Annotated in this window: 14 protein-coding genes; 1 reads left to right on the top strand and 13 read right to left on the bottom strand. The window is 38.1% G+C overall.

Translation table 11 applies throughout. The features are described from left to right. Nucleotides 1–621 precede the first annotated feature (621 nt). From LC457_RS08275 to LC457_RS08285, 3 genes are all read right to left on the bottom strand, one after another. Nucleotides 622–1,881, bottom strand: a complete 1,260-nt coding sequence (locus tag LC457_RS08275) for an McrC family protein (RefSeq protein WP_223599403.1) — start codon at nt 1,879–1,881, stop codon at nt 622–624. Beyond that, complete coding sequence (locus tag LC457_RS08280) at nt 1,881–4,517, bottom strand: AAA family ATPase (protein WP_223599404.1); 2,637 nt, start codon at nt 4,515–4,517, stop codon at nt 1,881–1,883. Before LC457_RS08280 ends, LC457_RS08275 begins: the two co-directional genes overlap by 1 nt. 776 nt (nt 4,518–5,293) lie before the next feature. After that, entirely contained in the window at nt 5,294–5,797 is a 504-nt protein-coding gene (locus LC457_RS08285; protein WP_223599405.1) for a hypothetical protein, read from the bottom strand. 234 nt (nt 5,798–6,031) lie between these two features. Here LC457_RS08285 and LC457_RS08290 point away from each other — a divergent pair, with 234 nt between their 5' ends. Beyond that, on the top strand, nt 6,032–6,403 hold the full coding sequence (locus tag LC457_RS08290; RefSeq protein ID WP_223599406.1) for an XRE family transcriptional regulator: 372 nt from the start codon (nt 6,032–6,034) through the stop codon (nt 6,401–6,403). 18 nt (nt 6,404–6,421) lie between these two features. Here the strand turns inward: LC457_RS08290 and LC457_RS08295 are convergent, their stop codons facing one another. The 10 genes from LC457_RS08295 to LC457_RS08340 form a co-directional block, all read right to left on the bottom strand. Then, nucleotides 6,422–7,936 (bottom strand): class I SAM-dependent DNA methyltransferase, encoded by a 1,515-nt coding sequence (locus LC457_RS08295; RefSeq protein ID WP_223599407.1) that lies wholly within the window; start codon nt 7,934–7,936, stop codon nt 6,422–6,424. A 26-nt stretch (nt 7,937–7,962) separates the two neighbouring features. After that, on the bottom strand, nt 7,963–9,300 hold the full coding sequence (locus tag LC457_RS08300; RefSeq protein WP_223599408.1) for a restriction endonuclease subunit S: 1,338 nt from the start codon (nt 9,298–9,300) through the stop codon (nt 7,963–7,965). Further along, nucleotides 9,300–12,107 (bottom strand): DEAD/DEAH box helicase family protein, encoded by a 2,808-nt coding sequence (locus LC457_RS08305; RefSeq protein WP_223599409.1) that lies wholly within the window; start codon nt 12,105–12,107, stop codon nt 9,300–9,302. Before LC457_RS08305 ends, LC457_RS08300 begins: the two co-directional genes overlap by 1 nt. 91 nt (nt 12,108–12,198) lie before the next feature. Further along, entirely contained in the window at nt 12,199–12,735 is a 537-nt protein-coding gene (locus tag LC457_RS08310; RefSeq protein WP_223599410.1) for a hypothetical protein, read from the bottom strand. After that, entirely contained in the window at nt 12,732–13,985 is a 1,254-nt protein-coding gene (locus LC457_RS08315; protein WP_223599411.1) for a hypothetical protein, read from the bottom strand. Before LC457_RS08315 ends, LC457_RS08310 begins: the two co-directional genes overlap by 4 nt. After that, nucleotides 13,982–15,253, bottom strand: a complete 1,272-nt coding sequence (locus LC457_RS08320; RefSeq protein WP_223599412.1) for a condensation domain-containing protein — start codon at nt 15,251–15,253, stop codon at nt 13,982–13,984. Before LC457_RS08320 ends, LC457_RS08315 begins: the two co-directional genes overlap by 4 nt. 85 nt (nt 15,254–15,338) lie before the next feature. Beyond that, complete coding sequence (locus LC457_RS08325) at nt 15,339–17,741, bottom strand: glycosyltransferase (protein WP_223599413.1); 2,403 nt, start codon at nt 17,739–17,741, stop codon at nt 15,339–15,341. Further along, nucleotides 17,734–18,516 carry an alpha/beta fold hydrolase gene (locus tag LC457_RS08330; RefSeq protein ID WP_223599414.1) on the bottom strand — a complete coding sequence of 261 codons (783 nt, stop codon included), beginning with the start codon at nt 18,514–18,516 and terminating at the stop codon, nt 17,734–17,736. The genes LC457_RS08325 and LC457_RS08330 overlap by 8 nt, the downstream gene beginning before the upstream one ends. Beyond that, a complete protein-coding gene (locus tag LC457_RS08335) occupies nt 18,507–18,806 on the bottom strand; it encodes an acyl carrier protein (RefSeq protein WP_002977699.1) in 300 nt (99 codons plus the stop codon). The genes LC457_RS08330 and LC457_RS08335 overlap by 10 nt, the downstream gene beginning before the upstream one ends. Next, nucleotides 18,794–23,059, bottom strand: a complete 4,266-nt coding sequence (locus tag LC457_RS08340; protein WP_223599415.1) for a type I polyketide synthase — start codon at nt 23,057–23,059, stop codon at nt 18,794–18,796. Before LC457_RS08340 ends, LC457_RS08335 begins: the two co-directional genes overlap by 13 nt. Nucleotides 23,060–23,063 lie beyond the last annotated feature (4 nt).

Genomic DNA, 23,063 nt, shown 5'->3' on the forward strand with positions numbered 1-23,063 from the left:
GTAAGATTAAGATGTACCTTCAACCTAAACAAAGTCATAAAACACAGTCTTTGTCATTCCGCAGGAATCTAAACTCTTTTTATCATCATTTATTATCCAAAAACCTTTCTGTGCCTGGATTCTTACGGAATGACAAACTGTGCGGATAGTCTAAGCGAATAAGTATTGTGGCAAGGTCTTGAGCAAATAAGTATCCCAATATGCATGATACCCGCCCACTTTGTCATTCCGTAGGAATCTAAACCCTTATTTTATAATCATTTATTTCAAAAAACATTTCTGAATCTGGATTCCTACGGAATGACGAACTGTGTGGATAGTCTGAGTGAATAGTTTTTGTGATAAAGTCTTGAGTAAATAAGTCTCCAGATATGCATGATACCCACTCACCTTGTCATTCTGCAGGAATCTAAACTTTTATTTTATGACTATTCATTATCAAAAACCTTTCTGTATCAGTATTCCTACGGAATGACAAACTGCGTGTAGAGTCTGAGCGAATAGTTTTTGTGGTAAAGTCTTAAGGAAATAAATATCCATATACGCATGATACCCGCCCACTTTGTCATTCCGAAGGAATCTAAACTTTTTGTTATAAAAATTTATATCCCAATCAATCTTTTAAAATATCTCCTCCGAATTGGCTGAGCTAATAAAATGATCTTTTACAAATGATACAATATTCTGTTTCCATTGGTGAATATCTTTGTGAGCTGAGATAAAAGCTATTCCACAGGTAAGTTTATCAGTTGTCATATCATTTTCTATAGCCGAATAATCACCTTTAATCAGTTTACTTTCTTCTCCCGGATATACCAGGGCTGTTTTTGTTGCTTTAAAATACAGGTGATAAGCATACATCTGTCTCAGATCTTCGGGTGACGGAAGATAACTTCCGTTTAGGTTTTTCCATTTCGTGTCCAGAACAATTGTGTTACCGTTAGCTTCAAGAACAATATCCGGTTTCATTTTGCTGGCTGAGGATTCTGATCTCCAGAATTCCTTTGATTGTTGGGCTTTTACTTTTACGTCAGTATATTTTATATTTTTCTTTAATACTATATATACAAACTGTTCCCAAAGACGGTTCATATCAAATAGTAAAGCCAATACATTATTCTTTCCTCTCGATACATCAGGATGGTAGTTGAGTAGAAGCAGCTTTGCGATCTGCAGAGCTTTTTCATAATGTTGATTTTTTCGGTCAAAGTTGATTTTCTCAAACGTTGAATCTGTGACTTTGAGATCATTCATTTCGGGAAAATTCAACAGTAATGTACCAATTCTGCTGCTCAGATCCGGCTTGCTATTCGTCTGTTCAATAAGCTTCAGAGCCTTGTATAGAATACGGTGTACTTCATGGTTTGCATCATAATGAGAATACTTTACATAAAATCTTTCGTGGTGAACCAGATTCTGCGCTATATGTTTTGAAAATTGCAGAGACCCTTTTAAAGCATGAAGATTTCCTTCCTTTTTGTTATATCTTTTAATGAGTCCCCTGTGAAGAAGGTACTCTAATTCTTTTATATACAGTTCATAATAAAGATCCAGAATGGAGTTTTTTTTCAACTTTAATGAGGCACTGCTGGAAATCTTTACTTCAAATCCCCATACTGTCCGTATCATGTCGTACAATAATTGTCTCCATTCATCTTTGCCATTATGATCTGCTTTTGGAAGAATTTCAATGGTTGTTTGGCCGATTTTTATGACTCCGACATGTTGATTAAATTTTACACCGTTTTTTATAAGGCTAAAAAACGGTGTCCCATCACCATAATAATTCTCTAAAGCCTGGTCCAGCTTTAGTTTTTTGTGTTCGTCAGTAAAGTAGAGCTTTTCATGCTCAAAAACAACAATGGATTCTATTGGTTTCATTAAATAGCCTGATTCATTAGCAAAAGAACTGCTTTTGAGAAATCCATGTCAGTTTCTCCGATTTTATAATTATGATTTGGTTTTCTATAATCTATAATTTCATAGGATTCTCTTTCTGAATATTCACTTTCATAATCATCGAATGTTGCAAAAACAGAGGATGCAGTAACTTTCTTTTTTACAAATCCTTTGCCCAATACCAATCCTATTTTACCATAATCTCCGAAGAAATACTCCTGTAAAAGAGGAATGATATTTTTATAAAAAGAATCTTTAATGGTTGCATTGTCTTTTCCGATAAAATAAGCATGTCCAATGGCGTGGTCTTTATCAATCAGTTTTTCTATACGGTTGTTGATAATATTGAGTAATTTCTCGAAATCTATCCTGTTATAGATAAAATCCTGAAAATATCTGGATTCTTTTTCTGTTTTCGTTTCCTTATCTTTCTTCATCTGTTCCCAGATGCCTTCTTTTTTACTCTTGAAATCTTCAGAAACACCTAAAGCAGAGAATAACTTATTCTCTTCAGCCAGATATTCTTCATCGGTCCATTCGTGACTTTTATATTCCCATAAAAGATTTTCTACCATTGTTGACGGATTCAGAAGCTCAGGCTTAGGAGGCATTTCTTCAAAAGAAAATCTTCTTCTCAATGCGGTGTCCAAAGCTTCCACACTTCTGTCTGCCGTATTCATGGTTCCGATAATATATAGATTGGAAGGAACTCCGAATTTATTTTTGCTGTAAGGAAGGGGAATTTCTAAAGCTTCATTATTGCCCTGGCGTTTATCTTCTTCAATAAGAGTAATGAGTTCTCCAAAGATCTGAGAAACATTTCCACGGTTTATTTCATCAATGATAAGCACATGGGGAAGCGGAGGAAGAGTTTCTTCTTTTACTTCGGTAATAGACTTTTCCTTTATTTTAGTATTGATATAGTTTAAAACAGACCAGTAAGCCGTAGAATTGGAACCTCCGATTACGGCTCTGAACTCTTTATTCACATTTTTAATCACTGAGAGGTCAGGAAATGCCTGTTGCAGTTTTTCAGCTCTGGAATAGGATACGGTATAGATTTTTGAATCTTCAGAATAGATGGGTTTCAGATTTAGATTTCCCTTGTCAGAAACATCCACTATTTTCAATCCTAAATCAGGAGTCTGTATGGTTAATACAAGCGGATTTTTATCCTCCAGGTGTGTATTGGCATCCAGAACTAGGTCGCTCCATGCATCGTCGAAAGTGTAGGGCTTGGTTGAGTTTTCACTCTTTAATCTTGGTTTTCTGGCTTTATCAGCAATTCTTTTGAAAATACCACTTTCTACCTCGTAAATCACTTTTTTATTACCGTCCTCATCTTCATCAATTTTAGGTTTTATCCCTTCAATAAAATCCTCATAGCTCATGCTCTGGTGGAAGGTGGTAAATACAATTCTTCCTTCATCTACCAGTTTTTTATATTCGTCTTTGATTTGCTTTCTGGTATGCTCAGACAGCAAGAAATCAGGGTTAGCGATCTGAATAGCTTTATTAATGGTATTGTAGGTCTTTCCGGTTCCGGGAGGACCGTATAAGATCTGATTAAGAGGATGGAGGATTGTATTATTCATATTAAGTTCTGATTTCATTGTTTTTATGGAGGCAATTAGCTTTTCTGAGGTGGCATCATAAAGCTCATCTAAGCATTCTACCACTTTTTCTACAAGGTCTTCATCGGAGAGTGTAAATTTCTTAATGTGAGAAACAGAGTTTCCGAAGTGCCACTTTTTCCATTCCAGAAAGGAAGGAAGAGTTCCTAATAACGCTCTCATTATTTCTGCGTTTTCATTCTCGTCTTCAAAATGTAGGTCAACGGAAATACTTCCCTTTTTAACAATCACTTCATAATGAGCTCTTTTATGATTAAAATGCTGTTCTTTATCAAAGATCCATATATTATTTCCTTTAAGATCTCCAAAACCGTACTCCAGTTGGTTTTTCTCAGCATATTCTTTTAGATTGGCAATAAAGGTTTTAAAATCCATTTGTTTTTTATCCCATTCTTTTTTCTGATCATAGATATGGGCAGCTATTAATAATGTTTGATTTTCCGGATTTTTGGTTCTGTCAAGATCTGAGAATTTTTCTTTCAGTTCAGAAACAAAAGTGTCCGGGTTATAGGAATGATTAAGGTAATGGTTGGAGATAAGTTCTCTATGGCTTAATGCTATAGAATTGATATTGTTTTCTGGCATAGCCAGCATATCTAAGGCATTTTTTACGGTGATATTTACATCATCTTTATGATACTTGTAATTAAAAGTATTGATGACCCATGGTTTCATTCTTACCCCTGCTTTAGCCAATACTCTTTTATCGTCATACTGATTGTAAATAGCTTTACCACGGGCGTGAATATCACAATAAGAAATGATGCTAAAGAGAATTTCCTTTATTGAAAAGAATTGATGTCCCTCTCTAATTTCAGCAAAAGCAGTATAGTCCTCTAAAAGATTTTGCAGTTCTACCTGTCCCTCATTGGATAAATAAAGATCCATCCATTTTTCTAATGCATCTTTTCCTTTCTGAAAATAAAATTCATCGGATTGGATAAGACGTTCAAAATAACTTGTTGCTGTTTCTATTACTGACATTTGGTTTTCTGGGTGTTTAGTTTAGCTGTCTTCTTAGCGAAAGAACAGATTCTTCATTAGAAGTAGCAATAATAATAAAAATCTCCAGTTTCTACTTACGGGAAAGCGTAAATTTTCTTTAAAGTCACTATAAATATTGCTCAGAAAATACCCATAGGCCCTTCGGAAGTCCCTCTAGCCCCTTCATCAAGCCCCTGGAGGGACTTCATGAACGGTCTCCACCCCCTTCATGAAGGGGCTATACCCCCTTGGGTAAGGGGGTAAAGGGTGTTGTGCAAGGGGCTTCAGGGACTTATATAAGGGGATAGAGACTGTTACCTAAGAGGGTAGAGACCGTTGCTATACTACCTGGAGGGTGTTAGTAAAGGTAAGAGGATTAAAATACTATTGTAAGAATCATGAGCACTGTCCATCTGACTTCATAGTGGCGTAGCCACCATTCCTTTGCTCCCTCTAATCATAAATTCTAACCAATGAAAACTTTACGTTTTAAAAATATCTTACTTCTTCAGATACAATGGCTTATTATTTTCTTTTAAACGCAAAGTCGCAAAGTTTTAAATATTGATCTGTTTTTTAAGGCGCAAGAAAATCAAAGATTTTCAGCAGGTGAATAGATCGGGGTATAGAAATTTTATCGGAGATAAAATCCTTGCGCCTTAAAAAGCGTCATTATAATAAGAACTTGCGTCTTTGCGATTTCCAACCAAAATATGGTAAACAGATAACCACAAAAAAAGCACGTTTTCACGCGCTCTCAAAAAAAGGGTATATTCTTATTGATTGTTATTAGAAGTGGGTGGAGGTGTTTCAGTTTGTCCTGGAGTCTGTCCCGCTACAAAAAACTGCTTCATTCCTTCGTAAATTACATTGGTACCCGGTACATTTTCTTCAGAAAGATATCTGATGCTTCGGTAGAAACTGATGGCATTATGATAATTATCGTGATCCAGTAATACCTTGGTATCTGAAAGCTGCTCGACCAGGGAATCTAACAGTTGCAGCCTTTGTTCTATCTGTTCTCTGGCTATATAATCTCTGTCGAATTCTGCCTTATCGAGGAAACCCGGAATATGTTGAACGTTTTGTTCCATATAGGTTTTGGCTTTATTTACGAAGAGTTTGTTCTGTTCTGCAATTCTTCCGTATTGCTGTCTCTGATCCGGTGTAAGGTTGATGGTTTTCCCGGTAAGGACGGTCTGGATGTCCTGAATTGCTTTGTCAATGGTTTGTAAATCGCTTTCTGAAAAGCTTACACTGATTAAATTGTCTAGTGCCATGATTTTGTGTTTTTGGTTGTTACTATGATCAAATATAGGGAGTGTAAAGCATAGAAAAATAGGGTGTTGTAAGATTTTCGAGGAGCGTTCATCAGAAAATTAAAACGAGATAATAGAGTTTGTTTTTTATGGATTTTTGAAGAAAAAAAGAGTGTGTAATGAAGGAAATGATGAAATAGGAGAGGAGATCAATTTCAAGGGTTCAAAGAAATACTGGGCATCAAGCAGGAAGCATTGGCTTTTGACCTTGGGGACGACTGGAACCAGAAGAAAGTTTCTCTGCTGGAACAGAAAGAAATTATTGAAGACCTGTTACTGAAACGAATTTCTGAAGTATTGAAAATTCCAGTAGAAGCATTTCAGAATTTTGATGAGGAACAGGCAGTGAATATTATTTCTAATACGTTTAGTGATTTCAAAGATGGAGCTTCAGCAATTAATAGACATCCTGTTTTTAACCCAGTAGAAGCTATTCTGAAAATGCATGAAGAAAAGATGGAGCTTTATGAAAGGATGCTGAAGGAGAAGGATGAGATGATGGGAGACTTGAAAAGCTTATTGATAAAAAGTAATTTAAGATATTATAAAAGGTTCAGCATATGCTGAACCTTTTTGTATATGATTTTAATTTTCCAAATCCTTCATAATCTCTTTAAAGCTTGCTAAGGCAGATTCTATATTATCAATAATCTCTTGTGCCAAGATATCAGGTTCTGGTAGGTTATCTAAATCTGTAAGACTTTGATCTTTAATCCAAAATACATCCAAAGAAGTCTTGTCTCTGGCTATGATCTCTTCATAGGTGAATTTTTTCCAGCGCCCATCTGGATTTTCTTCCGACCAGGTTTCCTTACGGTTGTTTATATTAGAACTGTTATAGCAGGTAACAAAATCTTCTAAGTCAGCTTCTGTTAAAGGTTTTTTCTTTAGTGTATGATGTACATTTGTTCTGTAATCGTAAATCCAAATTTCTTTTGTCCACGGCTTCTTAGATGCTACTTTATTATTAAAAAATAAAACATTCGCTTTTACGCCATTAGCATAAAAAATACCAGTTGGTAAACGTAAAATGGTATGTAATTCTGTAGATTTTAATAATTGCTTACGGATTTCTTCTCCGGCTCCGCCTTCAAATAAAACATTATCAGGCAAAACAACTGCGGCTTCACCATCAATTTTCATCAAAGATTTAATATGTTGTAAGAAATTCAGCTGCTTATTGGAAGTTGTTTCCCAAAAATCCTGACGATTATAACTCATATCGTCACGCTCTACTTCTCCTTCTTCATTGGTTACTATATAGGAGCTTTTCTTTCCAAAAGGAGGGTTGGCCAATACATAATCATACGTATTAGACTCTGCTGCAATTAGTGCATCGGAAGATTTAATTAAAGGTTCACCATCAATCTCACCAATGCCATGTAAATACAAATTCATAAGACACATACGGCGTGTGCTTGCTACGATTTCGTTACCATGAAAAGTTTCATCTTTTAAAAACTTTTTTTCTTCACGATCTAACTTGTGGTGATGTGTAATATACTCATAAGCAGATAAAAAGAATCCTCCTGAACCACACGCTGGATCTATAATTGTTTTCAGCGGTTTAGGCTGTACACACTTCACCATAGTATTGATTAATGCACGGGGAGTAAAATATTGTCCAGCACCAGATTTGGTATCTTCTGCATTTTTCTCAAGTAAACCTTCATAGATTTTTCCCTTAATATCAGAACCCATTACAGACCATTCTTCATTGTTAATCAATGTAATGATGCGTAATAATTTAGATGGATCTTGAATTTTATTTTGACTTTTCGCATAAATCTGCCCCAACATCCCTTTTTCACTTGAAAGGGTACGTAAAAGCTGTACATAAAAACTTTCTAATTCAGCTCCATTTTTTGACGTTAGATTTTCCCAATTGCAAATATCTCCGTTAGGAATCTCTTTCCCTTCAACATCTTTTATTCTAGGTAATGGTATATTTTTATTATAAGGTGGCTTATTTAATTCATCCACCATTTTCAGGAATAGTAAATAGGTAATTTGTTCAAGATAATCTCCATAACCTACACCATCATCTCGCATCACATTAGCAAGGTTCCATATTTTTGATATAATTGTTGACTCAGTCATTCTTCTAACTTCTTTTAATCCCTTATTTAAGACACTTTTTTCTTACTTATTTTCTTTACAGGTTTATGAACCTCTTTCTCTGCCTTTATTCTTTTTAATAAAACTGAAGCTGGTTCATAATCTGGTTCTGCTTTACAAGCTCTTAATTCTTCTTCAGTAAGTAAACTTCCTTCAAAAGCTTTTTTCAGAATGCTTTGGCGTAAAGCTTCTGCCTGATCCAAACTATTTTTGATTTGTTTTTCTACTGCATCACAAATTGATAAACGGGACTCTATTTCTTTGACGATTTGTTGTTGGTTTTCTAATAATAATGGAATAGGAACTAAATATTCACGCATGGTTTTCAATCCTACATTTTTAATTGTACTTCCTGTGGCATTTTTCAATGCATAATTTAAGAATTCTGTCGTTTTTAAATGATAATGAATATATTTTTTATCTATATCCTCTAATAGATTTATATAACAAGCGCTTTTTCCTAAAATAATAGGTTCATTATTATAAAAAGCAGTATTACCAATAGTACCATTGATAGAAACAAAAACTGTAAGGTTATTTAATCCCTTTTTGTATTTCAAATATTCGGTCTCATTTACTTTTTTTGTTTCTGGCTTAATAATGATTACCCCATCATTTAAATTATTACCGTTTATAAAATAATATTTTCCATCTATGTCATATTTTGGTGTTCCATGCAATCCATCTCCAATAGTACTTGAAATTTCACTAAATTTTTTTCTTATAATCTTAGTATTTGTTAATTCTCCTTCAAAAGCTTTTTTCAAAACAGCTTGTCTATAGATTTTCTGTTGTTCTTGAGATTTTTTTAAATCTGCAATACCAGCATCTAAAGAGGAAAACAAAGTTTCTATTTTTTTGACAATTGCTCTTTGTTCAGGAAGTGGTGGGAGTGGAAATTTAAACTTGCAAAAATCCTTTGCAGCTAAATTAGGTTGTGCCGTTCCATTATCAAAAATACTTATTTGATATTTAACGCTAGGTGATCCCAAATAATAATAAAGAAAAAGATTATTTATATGTAAGTTTCTAATAATCATTAAAGAGGAGGAAATTGCACCTTTAGATTCCAAATTAAAAATAGCATATTTGCCTAAGCTCCCTCTTATACAATATATAATGTCATTTTTTAATAACAATCCACTTCTCAATAATTCAAACCTTTCTTGTGAAATATAGTTAAGAGTTTCAATGTTTAAAGAATTCTTTTCAGTAATATTACCGGCACTTATAAATGGGATTCCATATTTTGTATAGTGTGCACGTGATGGATAGTTTTTACCTCTATCTCCATTCAATATTTGTGCTATGTCAATTATCTTACACTCTGCCCAATCTTCTTTCATTATGCTGCTAAAGCTTCATTTAATTCATTAATAATAGTCTGCATATCGTTGCCAAATAATTGATACATTTTACCACGCCCACCTTGTACATCAAATGGTGTATAGTCTAAATCATCTAATTCCAGATGATAAGAGCTAATAATATGATCTTTAATCATCCTTAACCACTCCATTTGTTCAGATGAAAACCTATTATGTTGTCCGGCATTTTGAGCAAATATCCATTGCTTAAAATTGTCATCTACTGTTTTATCATATGGTTTTAGAACATCATCTATTCCACAGATTTTCCGTAATAATGAGACTAAAGCTGTTAATTCATCTTTAGGAGCATGAGTGGTCGTTGCTCCAATATTTTTATAAGCATCCCAGATATGCAGGGGTGCAAATATCGGTTTTTCCAGTCGTATTTTCTCCATAAGATCTTTCAACATTTTGAAAGTTATTTCTTTTCTTCGAAATGGCTGATCAAAATAAATACTTAATGCGGTGATTTCGTTTTTATTAGTTCGCAGATATTCTTCAAAATTATTAATTAAACTTTCAGCTTTATCAACTGTTGTTGTATCCCATTCTGAAGTTAGTACAGTGTCAATATTGATATGATCAATAATTTGGTCGTGTTGTTTTCTTACATTATCAATATATTCATTCAACGGACCGTTAAATGATAATGAAGCTTTTCTGATCAAAGCTTCGTGGGCTTCTGCTTTTGCTCTTTCTATTTTTTCCGGTGTGCGTTCCTGTATAGGAATAACCTGTAATAGTTTTTGGGCATTTTCTTCTATTTTATCAATATCAAAAGCTTCAATTAACTCACGGATAATCTGCAGTAATGCTTTGCCTCCGGAAAGCTCAATAATATGTTCTTTTTCCTTTTCACTCAATTGTTTATCTAAGCGAATAAGTCGATTGGCCAAAGACAGAAATACATCTTCATCTGAAATTCCCATAGTAACTGCCCCCAACAATTCTTTCATTGAGACTGAAGGTTTACGTTCTAACGGTCGACTATCTGTTTTCTTAGATTTAGTAGCTCCCACAGCATCTACAATAACGAAATGATTTTTTACACGAGCTGTTTTACTTACCAATTGTAATTTATCATCATTAATAGTTCGTGTACCACGTCCTTTCATTTGTTCAAAATAATTGACACTTTTCACATCACGCATGAAGAGCAATACTTCTAATGGCTTTACATCTGTTCCTGTTGCGATCATATCTACTGTAACTGCTATACGAGGATAGTAATCATTACGAAAACGATTTAATAAAGATTTTGGATCTTCATCAATTTTATAAGTTACTTTTTTACAGAAATCATTGCCCTCCCCAAATTCTTCCCGCACAATATTAATGATATCGTCTGCATGGGAATCTGTTTTGGCAAATATTAAAGTTTTTGGTACTTCATATTCATCATTCTGCCAACGATCGGGGTATATCTTGGTTTCTAAAGCCTGCTTAAACTCTTTAATGATTGTACGGATTTGTGATACATTTACTACAGCTTTATCCAGATCATTACGCAGATATTCTGTATCTTCATCTTCTTGTTGCCAACGTTTAGCTCGGGAAAGTTTATCTCTTCTGTCCACAAACCATCCTGATTCTATAAGACCTCCTTTCTTGGAGATTTCTGTTTCAATAGAATAAATTTCGTAAGGAACATTCACGCCATCAATTACAGACTCTTCGTAAGTATATTCACTTACTACATTTTGATTGAAGAAACCAAAAGTACGTTTATCTGGAGTAGCTGTCAACCCAATCAAAAAGGCATCAAAATAATCTAAAACTTGTTTCCATAGGTTATAAATGGAACGGTGACACTCATCAATGACAATAAAATCAAATTGTTCAATGGGTACTTTTTCATTATAAGAAACAGGAACAGCTTTTTTTTCAGCCAGCTTTTGTTGAAGCCAGGACGATTGTTCAATAGGACTATTTTCTTCTTCGCTTTCATCCATTTCCTCACCTTTCAAAATAGAATACATTCTTTGAATAGTGGAAATACATATCTGGCTATCTGGTGCGATATAACTTGAGCTTAATCGTTGTACATTGTATAGCTCTGTAAATTTACGATTATCATCACTTGGCTGAAAAGCCATGAATTCTTGCTCCGCCTGTTCTCCAAGGTTTTTAGTATCAACTAAAAATAAGATACGTTTTGCTTTTGCAAACTTAAGTAAGCGGTAAATAAATGTTGCTGCCGTAAATGTTTTACCAGCTCCGGTTGCCATTTGTACTAAAGCTTTAGGCTTATTTTGTCTAAATGATTTTTCTAAATTATTTATGGCAACAATCTGAGCAGGACGTAATCCTGTTTCTTCTAACGTCGGTATATCGTTGAAGCGTCCTCGTAATGTTTTTCCCTTTTTGTACCATTCCATTAACATTTCAGGTTGATGAAAATGAAACAATTCCCGGCTACGTGGATTGGGATCACGATAATCTGTAAAACGAGTGATTACACCAGTACTTTCATATGCAAAAGGAATTACTTCTGTACTTTTAAAAAATTTAAGTTGAGCTTGCGCATAATTCTTTGATTGTTCTTCAACTGTTGTTAACCTAAACCCTTCTTCTTCCTTTTTGGCTTCAATGATACCAATAGGCTTTTGATCCACAAATAAAACATAATCAGCAGGACCTACCGAAGTCTGATATTCACGAACAGCAATACCTTTTGCAGCATTAAAATTTATTTGGTTTTTAGATTGTACAGCCCATCCTGCCTGACGAAGCATTTCGTCTATACGATCACGAGCAATTTGTTCAGGGTTTTGATTAAACATTTGGTCTTCTTAGTTTAAGAGGTAAATATAAGGAAACCTCAATAAGAAAGCCAAATGAAGCCTTAAACTATTGTAAAGAGTTCAAATGAATTTATGTTACAATCTTAATCCTCCTACACATCCACCTCCTCAATCTCCACACCGGCAAATACACAAACACAACAGACAAAATCCCAGCCAATACACCCACGACCACGGCCATTGCCGTAGCATCCAGCTTATAATCCTTTGAGAAATTATACTGTCCTATAAAGAGTAGGGAGAGTACTAATGAACCTGTAATTAAGCCATGTAATATGCTTAGTTTGGTCATTAACTTTTTAATATTCAGCTGTTCGTCTACGGTAAATTCTATGGCTTCCTGGCTGGCGGCATCGGTTACTCTTTTGATGATATCAATGGTAAGGACTACAGGAAGGAAGATGGCCATCGGAAGGGTAAGGCGGGCCAGGTTTTGTGTTCCTGAGAAAAAATGGGTGTAACCTAATTCTTTGAAGCTGGCATAGGCGATGATGAAATTAAAAAATACATTCGGAAGGACATAGTAAATTGTACGCTTAATGAGAAAGCGTTTCAGGGTGGTTTTCTTGATGGGTTTTGGCTTCGGAGGCTTTATTTTAAATTTCATACAGAGGTGGTCAATAGCTCGATGGCTTTATCTTTTATCAGATGGGCTTCTTCTTTGGGAAGAAAATTTTCATTGGACATGAAGGTGAAGTCCATCTGCTGGTTGTACGTACTGGCAACTAAAGTATTGGAGTTCAGCCATGGGAAAGCCACGGTAGGACTGAACACGGTTTCCAGGTTGAAATTGGTGTAATCATTCGGGATATTCACCTTTCCCATATTGGATAAGGTCACATCATGTCCGCCTTCGCTGGATTTCAGCATCCTGATCATACGGCTCACAACAGGGTGCATACGTTCTCCCATCCAAAGAAGTTCACGGGCTTCGAGCTTACTGATTTTCTCAATAAGGTCTTTTTTGATTTGCTTGGCATTGTCCATCACACCCTTGCTGTCTTTCCTGATGGAAAGCTCTACCGTTGGGGCGAAAGCAAACAAATGATCTTCCTTGATTTCGGGAATGAAATGTCGTACATCTACGGGACTGATCACCTTACCTTTCGCACGGTCTCCCTGAATATCACGGAAGGCCTGCATCACGGAAGAACACAGCAAAGCATGGACGGAAATTCCGTTGGCTTTACATTTTTCAGTGATCAGTTTGGTATCCTCCGGAGTCATTTTCCAGTGGATGGCATAACTTTTTCCAAGGTTTCTCTTTTTGCTTTTTCGCTGGATAGAAAAGAATATTCTGGCGAACAGGAGATAAAGACCGGCCTTGTATTTTTTAATTCCTGTATTAAAATCGGAAGGGAGAAAATCATCTACCGATTCAAAAGCAACATAAGGAATTAACGGGGAATAAGGATTGTCCAGCAAACTCAGAAGTTCACGCATCAGGGTCACTCCGGTGGTTCCGTCTGAAATACAGTGAGGCATGATCCAGAGGATTTCGGAAGTATCCTGACCTTTCACCCATACTACTTCGGCCAGAGGCTTTTTGGGTTGGTCAAACAGTTTGAACCATCCTTTTTCGGATTCTTTAAACCAGTCATCGTCTGTTTTTCGTTCTACAATACGGAGTGGAATAGGTTCAATATCTTTCTGTCCCATAAAATAAGGATACCGCCCGACCTTGTGATCAACGATAGCCCTCAGCATAGGATGTTTCTGCTGGATTTTGATCAGAGCTGTTTTAAAAGTTTCCTCAGAAACCTGCCCTTTGATCTTTGCGGTATAAATACAGTTTAAAGGCGTTTCAGGATCTACATACATGATCCTTTCCACCATCATTAAAGGTCTTTTGATCATGATACTGCCATTTGTTTTAGTTGTGAATGAATGGTCTGCATAACTTCGTCACGTACTGCCATAGCATCAGTATACGGTAAATAGCCTTCGCTTCCCATGAATGAAAAATCCATTTTTCCACGGTAGGTAGAAACCACCAGGGTAGTGGTATTCCCTAGAGGACCAATGACAGAAGGGCTGAAGATAGTCTCTATCGTAAATTCTTTGTACTCGTGAGGGATCTGAATACGGCCCAGATTGGAAAACATACAGTCGTTGGATGACTTTCCGTTCTTTAGCAATTTGGTGAAATTATTCAGCGCATGATGTCCGGATTCCATAACCATCATGGTGAGGTAAGGATTCAGCTTTGAGGTCTTCTGTTCCACAGATTTCTGCATGACACGGAGATTGTCTGTAAAGCTTAGCTTTTCATCAGCAGAAACCACAATCATCAGCCCGAAAGCAAAAATATGGTCTTCTTTGATCTGTTGGGCAAAACGCCTGATGTCTACCGGGCAGGAAACTTTATTGAAGGATTTTTCTCCTCTTACTTTTTTAAATGCCTGCAATACCGCTGCACTCAAAAATGTGTTCACTGTTACCCCCTGGGATTTACAGTAAGCGATAAGTTCCTTGCTTACCGTTTCATCCAGCTTCCAGTTGATCAGGTAATCACTCTGTCTTTCCACAGCTTTTTTGCCTACCGGAATCCATTTGATGGCAGTAGCCGCCAGTCTTCCGATAAATTTAGCTTTCAGTTTCTGTCTGCGGCTGTTCAGAATATTGGGAGGAACCACATCTTCGATTCCTAAGATCGGGTTTTCTGTCCCGATATCGACAGCCGGATTGTCCAGTACTACCAGGAACTCTTTTAAAAAGGCCATTGCAGAGCCACCATCGCATAAACAATGGTGAAATGCAAACAGCATATCGGAAACTTCTTCCCCCTTGATCCAGATAAACCGGATCAGGGGTAATTTTTCGTAATTAAAAGTGGTGTTCCATTCTTTCCTGGATTCTTCCTGCCACTGATCTTCATTTTGTCTGGTGACGATTCTTACAGGAATGGAAACGGGTTGTTCCGGAACATTGAACCACGGAATATTTTTTTCATCATGACTGATCAATGCTCTCAGCCATGGGTGTTTATTTTGAATTTTGGCTAAAGCCTGCTGGATCTCTTTTAAGGTAAAAGTCCCTCTCAGTCTGAACGGAATGACCGCGTTAAAAGGTTCTGTTCCGTCTCCCAGTAACATGCGCTCACCAAATAGCAATCTTCTTTTCATATGCTGATATCTGTCTTTTGTAAGGCCTTATGAATCCTTATGTTTTCATCTGCCTTTGTGTTTATAAATCATTGTGATTTCATCATTATACAGAAGCTAATGTTGAATGTTCCTGTACAAAATTTTCTAATAATTCTACTGCTTTATCGTTACCGCCGGCAAGGGTAAATGTATTTCTGACTTCCTGAGCAGCGGTTCTGTATTTTGGATTTTCCAACAATTCAAAAACGGTTTCACGAAGGGCATCTACACGTAGTCTCTTGTACCGGATGCTGATTCCGCAGCCTGCCTGTTCGATCAGTTTTGCAATATGGAAATGATCGTAAGCAATAGGTGTGATCAGCATCGGTAATCCGTTACGGAAAGTATCGTTTACCGTATTGAAACCACCGTGGCAGATTACCATGTCCATTTGCTGCATTACTGCAGATTGAGGAACAAAGCTGTTCACGATAAAATTGTCCGGCCATTCTTCAAAGATTTCAGGTGGAGTAGCGGCAATCACTGTTACCGGCTGGTCTTTGAATGCAGCGATAATTTTTTCAAAGAAAGCTTTTCTGATATCTACGAGCAGCGTTCCCAATGATACGAAAATCTTTGGAGTGGTAGAAGCGTTCAGTTTATCCCAGTCAAATGGAGCATCGTTTGGACGGCCTTTTACCGGACCTACAAATTTCATATGAGACGGAACGGTTTCAAAACCAGCGAAAGCCTGAGATGTAAACACCATATTCAGCTTGTGAGAATGGATGTAAATTCCTTCCTCATGAATTCCCACTTCTTTCTGCAGGTCTTTGATGAGGTTTTGCTGCCATTCCCAGATTTTTGGCGCACTTTTTTCCGTGTCTCCCATCACATCCGGCGGAACCGGAGTTGTGGTTACACAAGGAATATTGTGTTTGTGGGCGAAAAGAGCCCCTCCGAAAGTGATACAGTCGTTCACGATCACATCCGGCATCCAGCTTTCTGTCAGTCTGGTTAATCCCGGCATCATCATTTTAGCGAAAGGAACATAGGTTTCTTCCAGTGCAAGTTTCATCACTTCAGGTCCGGAACAGGCCGGGCCGTCATCCTGTCTTTTTAAAATACGGGCAATTTCCTCCTGATATGGGATAAGATCTTCTTCAGGGTAGAAATAAGAACCGCCTTCAGGAATATGTTTACTGTCTAAAGGCGTAATTCCGAACCATTTTACTTCGTGTCCGCGGGCAATCAGACTCGCTCCCACGCTTAAAGTAGGGCTCACATGTCCGAAAAACGGAGGAACAACGAATAAAAACTTAGACGGTTTTTCAGGTTTTGAAGCCTTTGATATAGCCTGTTCCAATAGATTAGCTGCTGTAGGTGCACCTCCTGCTTCCACAAAAGATTGCCCTACCTTCTGGGCTGCTTCACGATAGCTTGGATTATTTAAAATCTGTTGTACCGCTTCTCTCAGGTGATTGGCTTTAAATCTGTTAAAATTAAGACGCTCACCCGCTTCTGTACGAACCACACGTCCCGCAACATGCGACTGGTCATACGCAATCGGGATCACAACCAAAGGAATTCCGTTTGATAAGGTTTCAGATACGGTATTATGACCACCATGGCAAACTACACCGTCAAGATGAGGTAACAGATCCAGCTGAGGAACTTGTTGATAGACCATGAAGTTTTCCGGCCACTGCTCGAAAAGCTGTGGATCAGAAACGACTACAACGGTTAAGTTTTCATCTTTAAAGGCATCAATGACCTTCTGGAAGAATGCTTTTTTATGATCATGATCGAAGGTAGTCCCAATGCTTATCAGGATCTTTTTGTTGGTAGCATTTTTCAATCTGTCCCAATCGAACTCACAAGAAAGACGACGTTCTGTAAGAACGGGACCTGTGAATTTATATTGAGGTGCCAGATCTTCCATGTCACCAAAGAAATACTTGGAGGTCAGAACGAGTGTCAGAAGGTCTGAAGTTGCTAGAGAACGTTCTTCATTGATTCCTAATTCTTTCTGTAGTGCTACAATCTGATTCACTTCCCATTCGTGTACTTTAGGCAGCTCATTCATGATTTTAATGGCAGCCGGAGCGGTAACGGAAGTGGCATAAGGAATTCCCAGCATTTTCGCAGCAACCGGGGCTGCAAATAACTGATGATCCCCGATAACCAAATCAGGCTGATATGTTTTCAGTAAAGCAATAACTCCATTATAGCAATGTCTGTTCAGCGGGATAAGAACATCTTCGTACAGGAACTTAACGCTGTCTATACCATACACTACTTTTTTGGAAATAATATCAAGATACTGTTCACTTTCTTTTTTTTCTTCGTCAGTCTGATCATATTGGATCAGTAATAATTTTCCTCCTTCGGGAAGTTTAGCCTCTAAAGTAGGGTCAAGGCTGATCCAGGCTACTTCATGTCCTCTCTCCAGCAGGGTAGCACCGATGCTTAAGGTAGGATTGACATGTCCTGTCAAGGGTGGAACTATAAATGCAAATTTAGCCATGGTTTTGTGTTAAAATTTTAGATAAAAATTGAGCGATCGTTTCAGCAATGAGCTGAGGTTCCTGAATAGGAATATTATGATCACCCGGAATTAATTCAAGTTCAGACTGGCTGATTTGGGATTGCAGCCACTCACCGGTAGGTCTGCAGTTGGAATCAGCGCCATAAAGCAATAGAGTAGAAGCCGTCAGTTTGTTGAAGTCGGTTTCACCCAGGAAATGTTTTTCCTTAATCATATCTGCTTTAATGGTGGTCTGGTTAAACAGAAATTCATACATACGATGGTTCTTTTCCATTTGTCTTTTCCCCATCTGCACTTTGGTGGTATCTGTAAAGTTGGCTACATAATGCTCAAGAAATTCTTTGCTGTATTCATCAATGATGTTACGGGCTTTTTCGTCCTGAGGATCGGGAGCTTCCGTCACTACAAGCTGATTCACGCGATCTGGGTATTCCAAAGCTGTTTTCAGCGCAATAAGACCTCCAAAGCTATAGCCGACAAGGTGTACTTTTTCCAGTTGAAGGTGATCTATTAAACCTATTAAATCGGATGACATGTTGTCAAGATCGTACCCATCCAAAAAGCGTTCACTCATACCGTGACTTTTCAGATCGTACATCACCACATGGAAATGCTTGGCCAGCACCGGGGCAATATTAAAATAATAAATGGACAGGTTACTGAACATACCGTGGATGAGTACCACGGTTTGTTCGGCTCCTTTGTTGAGTTCCTGTATATGAACTTGTCTGTTATTGACAGTGATTATTGGCATTCGTAGATATAATTGATGATCATACTAAGGTCAAGATTAATAAGCTGGTCAAGATCCATAGAAGATAACCAACCCGTAAAGTCGATCTGATCGCCAAAATGCGCCTTGATCTTTTCAGAGAAAGAGACAATCTCGATGCTGTCCATTTCAAGATCTTTGGTGAATGAACTTTCAGGAGTAATGTCCATCTCTTCTACAAATTCAGCACCTATCACTTCAGTAATAAAACCTTTTAATAAAGTAAAAAGTTCTTCGTGGTTCATTTTTAATGTTGCGTTTACAGTGTCCATCCGATAATATAATTTTTATGTTTAATAGTTTTGATTTCAATGTTGTTGATCCACAGGTGATCGTCTTTTATTTCTTCGACTTCGAAGGCTTTAGGATTTCCTTTGAGTCCTGTTCCCAGGAACTTTCCGTAAGCTTCCTTGGCTACCCAGAAACGGGTGGTCCATTCTGCCTGATCTCTGTCTTTTAATAAAGCTAATTCGTTGTTGGTAAATACCATGTCGTAGAATCCGGCACTGCGTTCTTCCATCAGTTCCATGTCGATTCCTACAGATTTTCCATATCTCGCGATCCCCACGGCTTCCTTGCCTTTATGAGCCAATGAAATATGAATATCTTCTGTAAAATCACTGATGAGGTAAGGTTTCCCCACTTCATCGGAACGAATTTCAAATGTAATCGGGAAACAGGCATGATTTTTTTCCTGACGGAGAAGATTTCTTACAGCATCTTTCACTGCCACACGGCTTACCATCCAGTTTTTCTTTTTGTTAGGTAATAACTGCTGGTGATGCTGTTTTTCCGTTTGGTTGAAATATCTCTTCAGGATAAAATCCCATGACGCGACTCTGGTGTAGGCCTGATGGAAGAAGAAAACTTCAGGAGCAATCTCTTCCGAAAGACGGTTGTGCAGCGGTGACATGGAAACATTCCATAAAGCGGCATCAATTTCCAGTCTTCTGTTCTGCCAGCCTGTAATAGCGCACCAAACTTTTCCGTCTCTTTTCAGGATGATATCGGCGATGGCAAATTCATCATTCAGTTCGGTCAGCATACACGTACATTCAAAAATACCTTTCTGATCATGCATATCTCCGAAGAATTCAATATCTCTGATTTTCACAGGAAATGCAATACGGTCTTTCACCAAAGTAAGCTGAAGCCAAAGCCCGAATAACTGTCCGGCATTGTCCAGTAATGAACCTTTACCGCCATTTCCTTTTATCTTTCCGATGATTCCTTTATCTCCAACAGCTGAAATTTCAGTAATTCCCTGGTATTTTTCTCCATGGAACATGTGCATGTCATAGATTTCTTCAGTGGTTCTTTCGATAGGTAAAAGATTACCGATGGAAAGATTGAATGTTGGTGTCGGAACAGGAGCAGATTTTAAAACTACTTCTGCGTTGGCAAAGTTTTCAATATCGAGATAAGCATGGTTTGATGAACGCCATTCTCCTTTTACAGTTTTTTCAAAAGGTTTAGCCACATTCATCCATTGGAATACACTTACGTTCATGATTTTATGAACCTGTGTTCCCGGAATTTCCGCTTCTGCAATTTCTGCCAGCTGTTCAAAGATCATCGTCATCGGGATTACCGGCTCCATATCTGCTACATGAACCCATCCTTTAGGCTGTCTCAATAAGCTGTGGTCGATCAGGTAAGGATGACTTTCCAGCGTTACATACAAATCTTTTGAGAAAGTTGTACTGCTCGGTGCTTTTTGAACAACCTGTTGTGCCACAGGAGCGACCTGAGCAGGACGTGGAATTGTAATCTCCGGACGGTTCTGGAATAAAGTCAATACTTCTTCCTGCATCCGGATCATATCTGCAACGTTATTCTGGAATGCCTGTACCAGCGGATGATCGGATTTTGTAGCAATAGCTGAAGCAGTTGCTGTATATTGTTTTGGTGCCTCAAATGATTGAGCCAACGCTTTCACTTCTTTAAAATTACGGATAATAGGTGAACCTAATTCCAGTTTAATACCTTTTCCTGATACTCTTTTCGAATGGTTCTGAATTTCCAGAAAATCAAGAGCGATTGTTTTTCCTTCTACAAATAATGAAGCAACTACACGCTGTAACTGCGCCAATGCAGAACGGGTAGGAACGCTGGAAGCAATCGTACTGAAAGCTTTCCCTTTCAAAGTATCATCAATAAATCCGATCAGGCCTCCGGTACCCACCTGAATGAATACTCTTGCACCTTCTTCGTATAATTTATCGGTCAGTTCACGAAAACGGACAGGCTGAACCAAATGCTCTGCACTCAGTTTTCTGATCGCTGCCTGATCTGCAGGATAAGGTTCTAATGTGGTGGCAGACCACAATGGAATTTTCGTCTGCTGGAACTGTGCTTTTTCCATTCCCGCAAGGATCACGTCCAGTTTATCAGCGATAAAAGGAGAGTGGAATCCTGACTGGAAAGGTAATACCTGATGGAAGATCTGTTTTGCTTTTAACAAAGGAACCAATTCATCCAAAGCTGTATTGCTTCCGCAAAGAATCACCTGATTAGGGCAGTTGTCATTGGATACATACAGGTTTGAAATTTCATCAATAAAAGGTTTTATGGTATCGATACCAGCTCCTATAGCAATGAATTTGGAATCTTTTAATTCAAAAGTTTCAGGATTCAGTACATCAATTAAAGCTTTAACTGAATTTGCTTCTGCCAACTCGGATGAATATCCTGCCAGCCATTCTCCTAAACTGTGCCCTGCATTCATATCAGGGACAATTCCCAGTTTTTTCAGTGAATGATCAAGGATACTGCAGTTGTTGAAAATGTTTAAGGCATCGGTTAAAAGGCCTTCACCTTCTGTTTCGATTGGCGCTGTGAGTCCGAAATAACGGCTTGCAGTCTCTACTTCACCTTTTGCCAGACCATCTAAGCCGGGGAATACAAAGGCTACTTTACCGCCATCTTTTAATAATGGGGCAGAGGTATACCAGATATCCTGTTTGTTTTTCCACGTGATATTCTTGGAAACAATTTTAATGGCTTTTTCTATTCTTGCAGGCGTTGGATCAAATATAGCAACTCTGAAATCTCCTTCTCCGATGGCTGTTTCATTATTTTGTAAAGCTGAAAGCAATTCTTCATGGGTAGGTCTGGCCAAGATCAATACCTGATCTTTTTTAGGCATATCATACCCTTCAAGAACAACGTGTGCATTGATTCCTCCAAATCCGAAAGCATTTACTGCAGCTACTTTTGGCAGTCCAGTTTTTGACCAGTGTCTGGCTTCCTGTACAGGTTCAAACCTTGTATTTTTCATATCCGAAGTCGGATTCTCACAATATAAGGTTGGCGGCAAAGTATCGTGATGTAATGCTAAACAGGTTTTAATTAATCCTGCAATTCCGGCAGCCGGCATAGCATGCCCGATATTGGACTTCACCGACCCAATACCCGCCATCGGAGCAGTTTCTTCTTTTCCGAAGAACTGGGCTAAGGTCTGAAGTTCTGTTTTATCTCCAAGGGGTGTTCCTGTGCCATGAGCCTCAAGATATCCCACTTTATTTTTATCTAAATCAGCGTTGATCCATGCCTGTTCTAAAGCCTTTAACTGACCTTTTACGGATGGGCTCATCACACTGGTTCCGGTACCGTCACTGCTGACTCCTACGCCTTTGATCACTGCATAAATTTTATCCTGATCACGAACCGCATCTTCCAATCTTTTTAAAACAACGAAACCACAGCCTTCACCAATCAGCAATCCGTCAGCATCCATACTGAAAGGTTTGATCTGCTGTTGGCGTGACATAGCTCCCAGCTGGGCAAAAATACTCCAGAAAGCAGCGTTCTGTCCTGTGTGTACTCCTCCTGCAATCATGATATCGGAACGACCTCTCTGAAGTTCCTGTACAGCATGGTCAACAGCAATAAGTGCAGAGGCACAAGCGGCATCTACAGTGAATGCAGCACCTCCCAGATTGAACCGGTTGGCGACAAGTGAAGCAACAAGATTAGGAATTAATCCCATTGCGGTATCTGCTGCAAAACGGCCTTTACGCTGTTGAAAGGCATGTTTTACCTTTTCAATGTCTGCAGAAGAAACCTGAGGCAGCAATTCCTTTAATAACGAAGAAATCTGTTCTCCGGTTCTTACAATTTCAATAGCACGGGTTGCTCCCGGACCGGTATAGTTTCCTTTACCGATGATGATTCCCGTTTTTTCAAGGGAAATATTCTTTTGAAATATTCCTGCGTCTTCCAGTGCTTTCTTTACCAGATCAAGGGTAAGCAAGTGGTCAGGTTCCGTTCCTTCAACAGCCAGTGGTAAAATACCGAATGCTGTGGGATCGAATGTATAATCAGGGATAAATCCTCCACGCTGACAGTAAAAACGGTCAACGGGATTTGTGGCATCACTGAAATGAACCGGATCTATCCGATCAGCCGGAGCAGGTTCGGTAGAATCGACTTTATTGACAATATTCTGCCAAAAAGTGTTGGCATCCTGTGCCCCGGGAAAGACACAGGATAGACCAATTACAGCAACATCTGTTTGTTTCATATTG

It is taken from the genome of Chryseobacterium sp. GVT01B, from assembly GCF_019970045.1.
GTDB lineage: Bacteria > Bacteroidota > Bacteroidia > Flavobacteriales > Weeksellaceae > Chryseobacterium.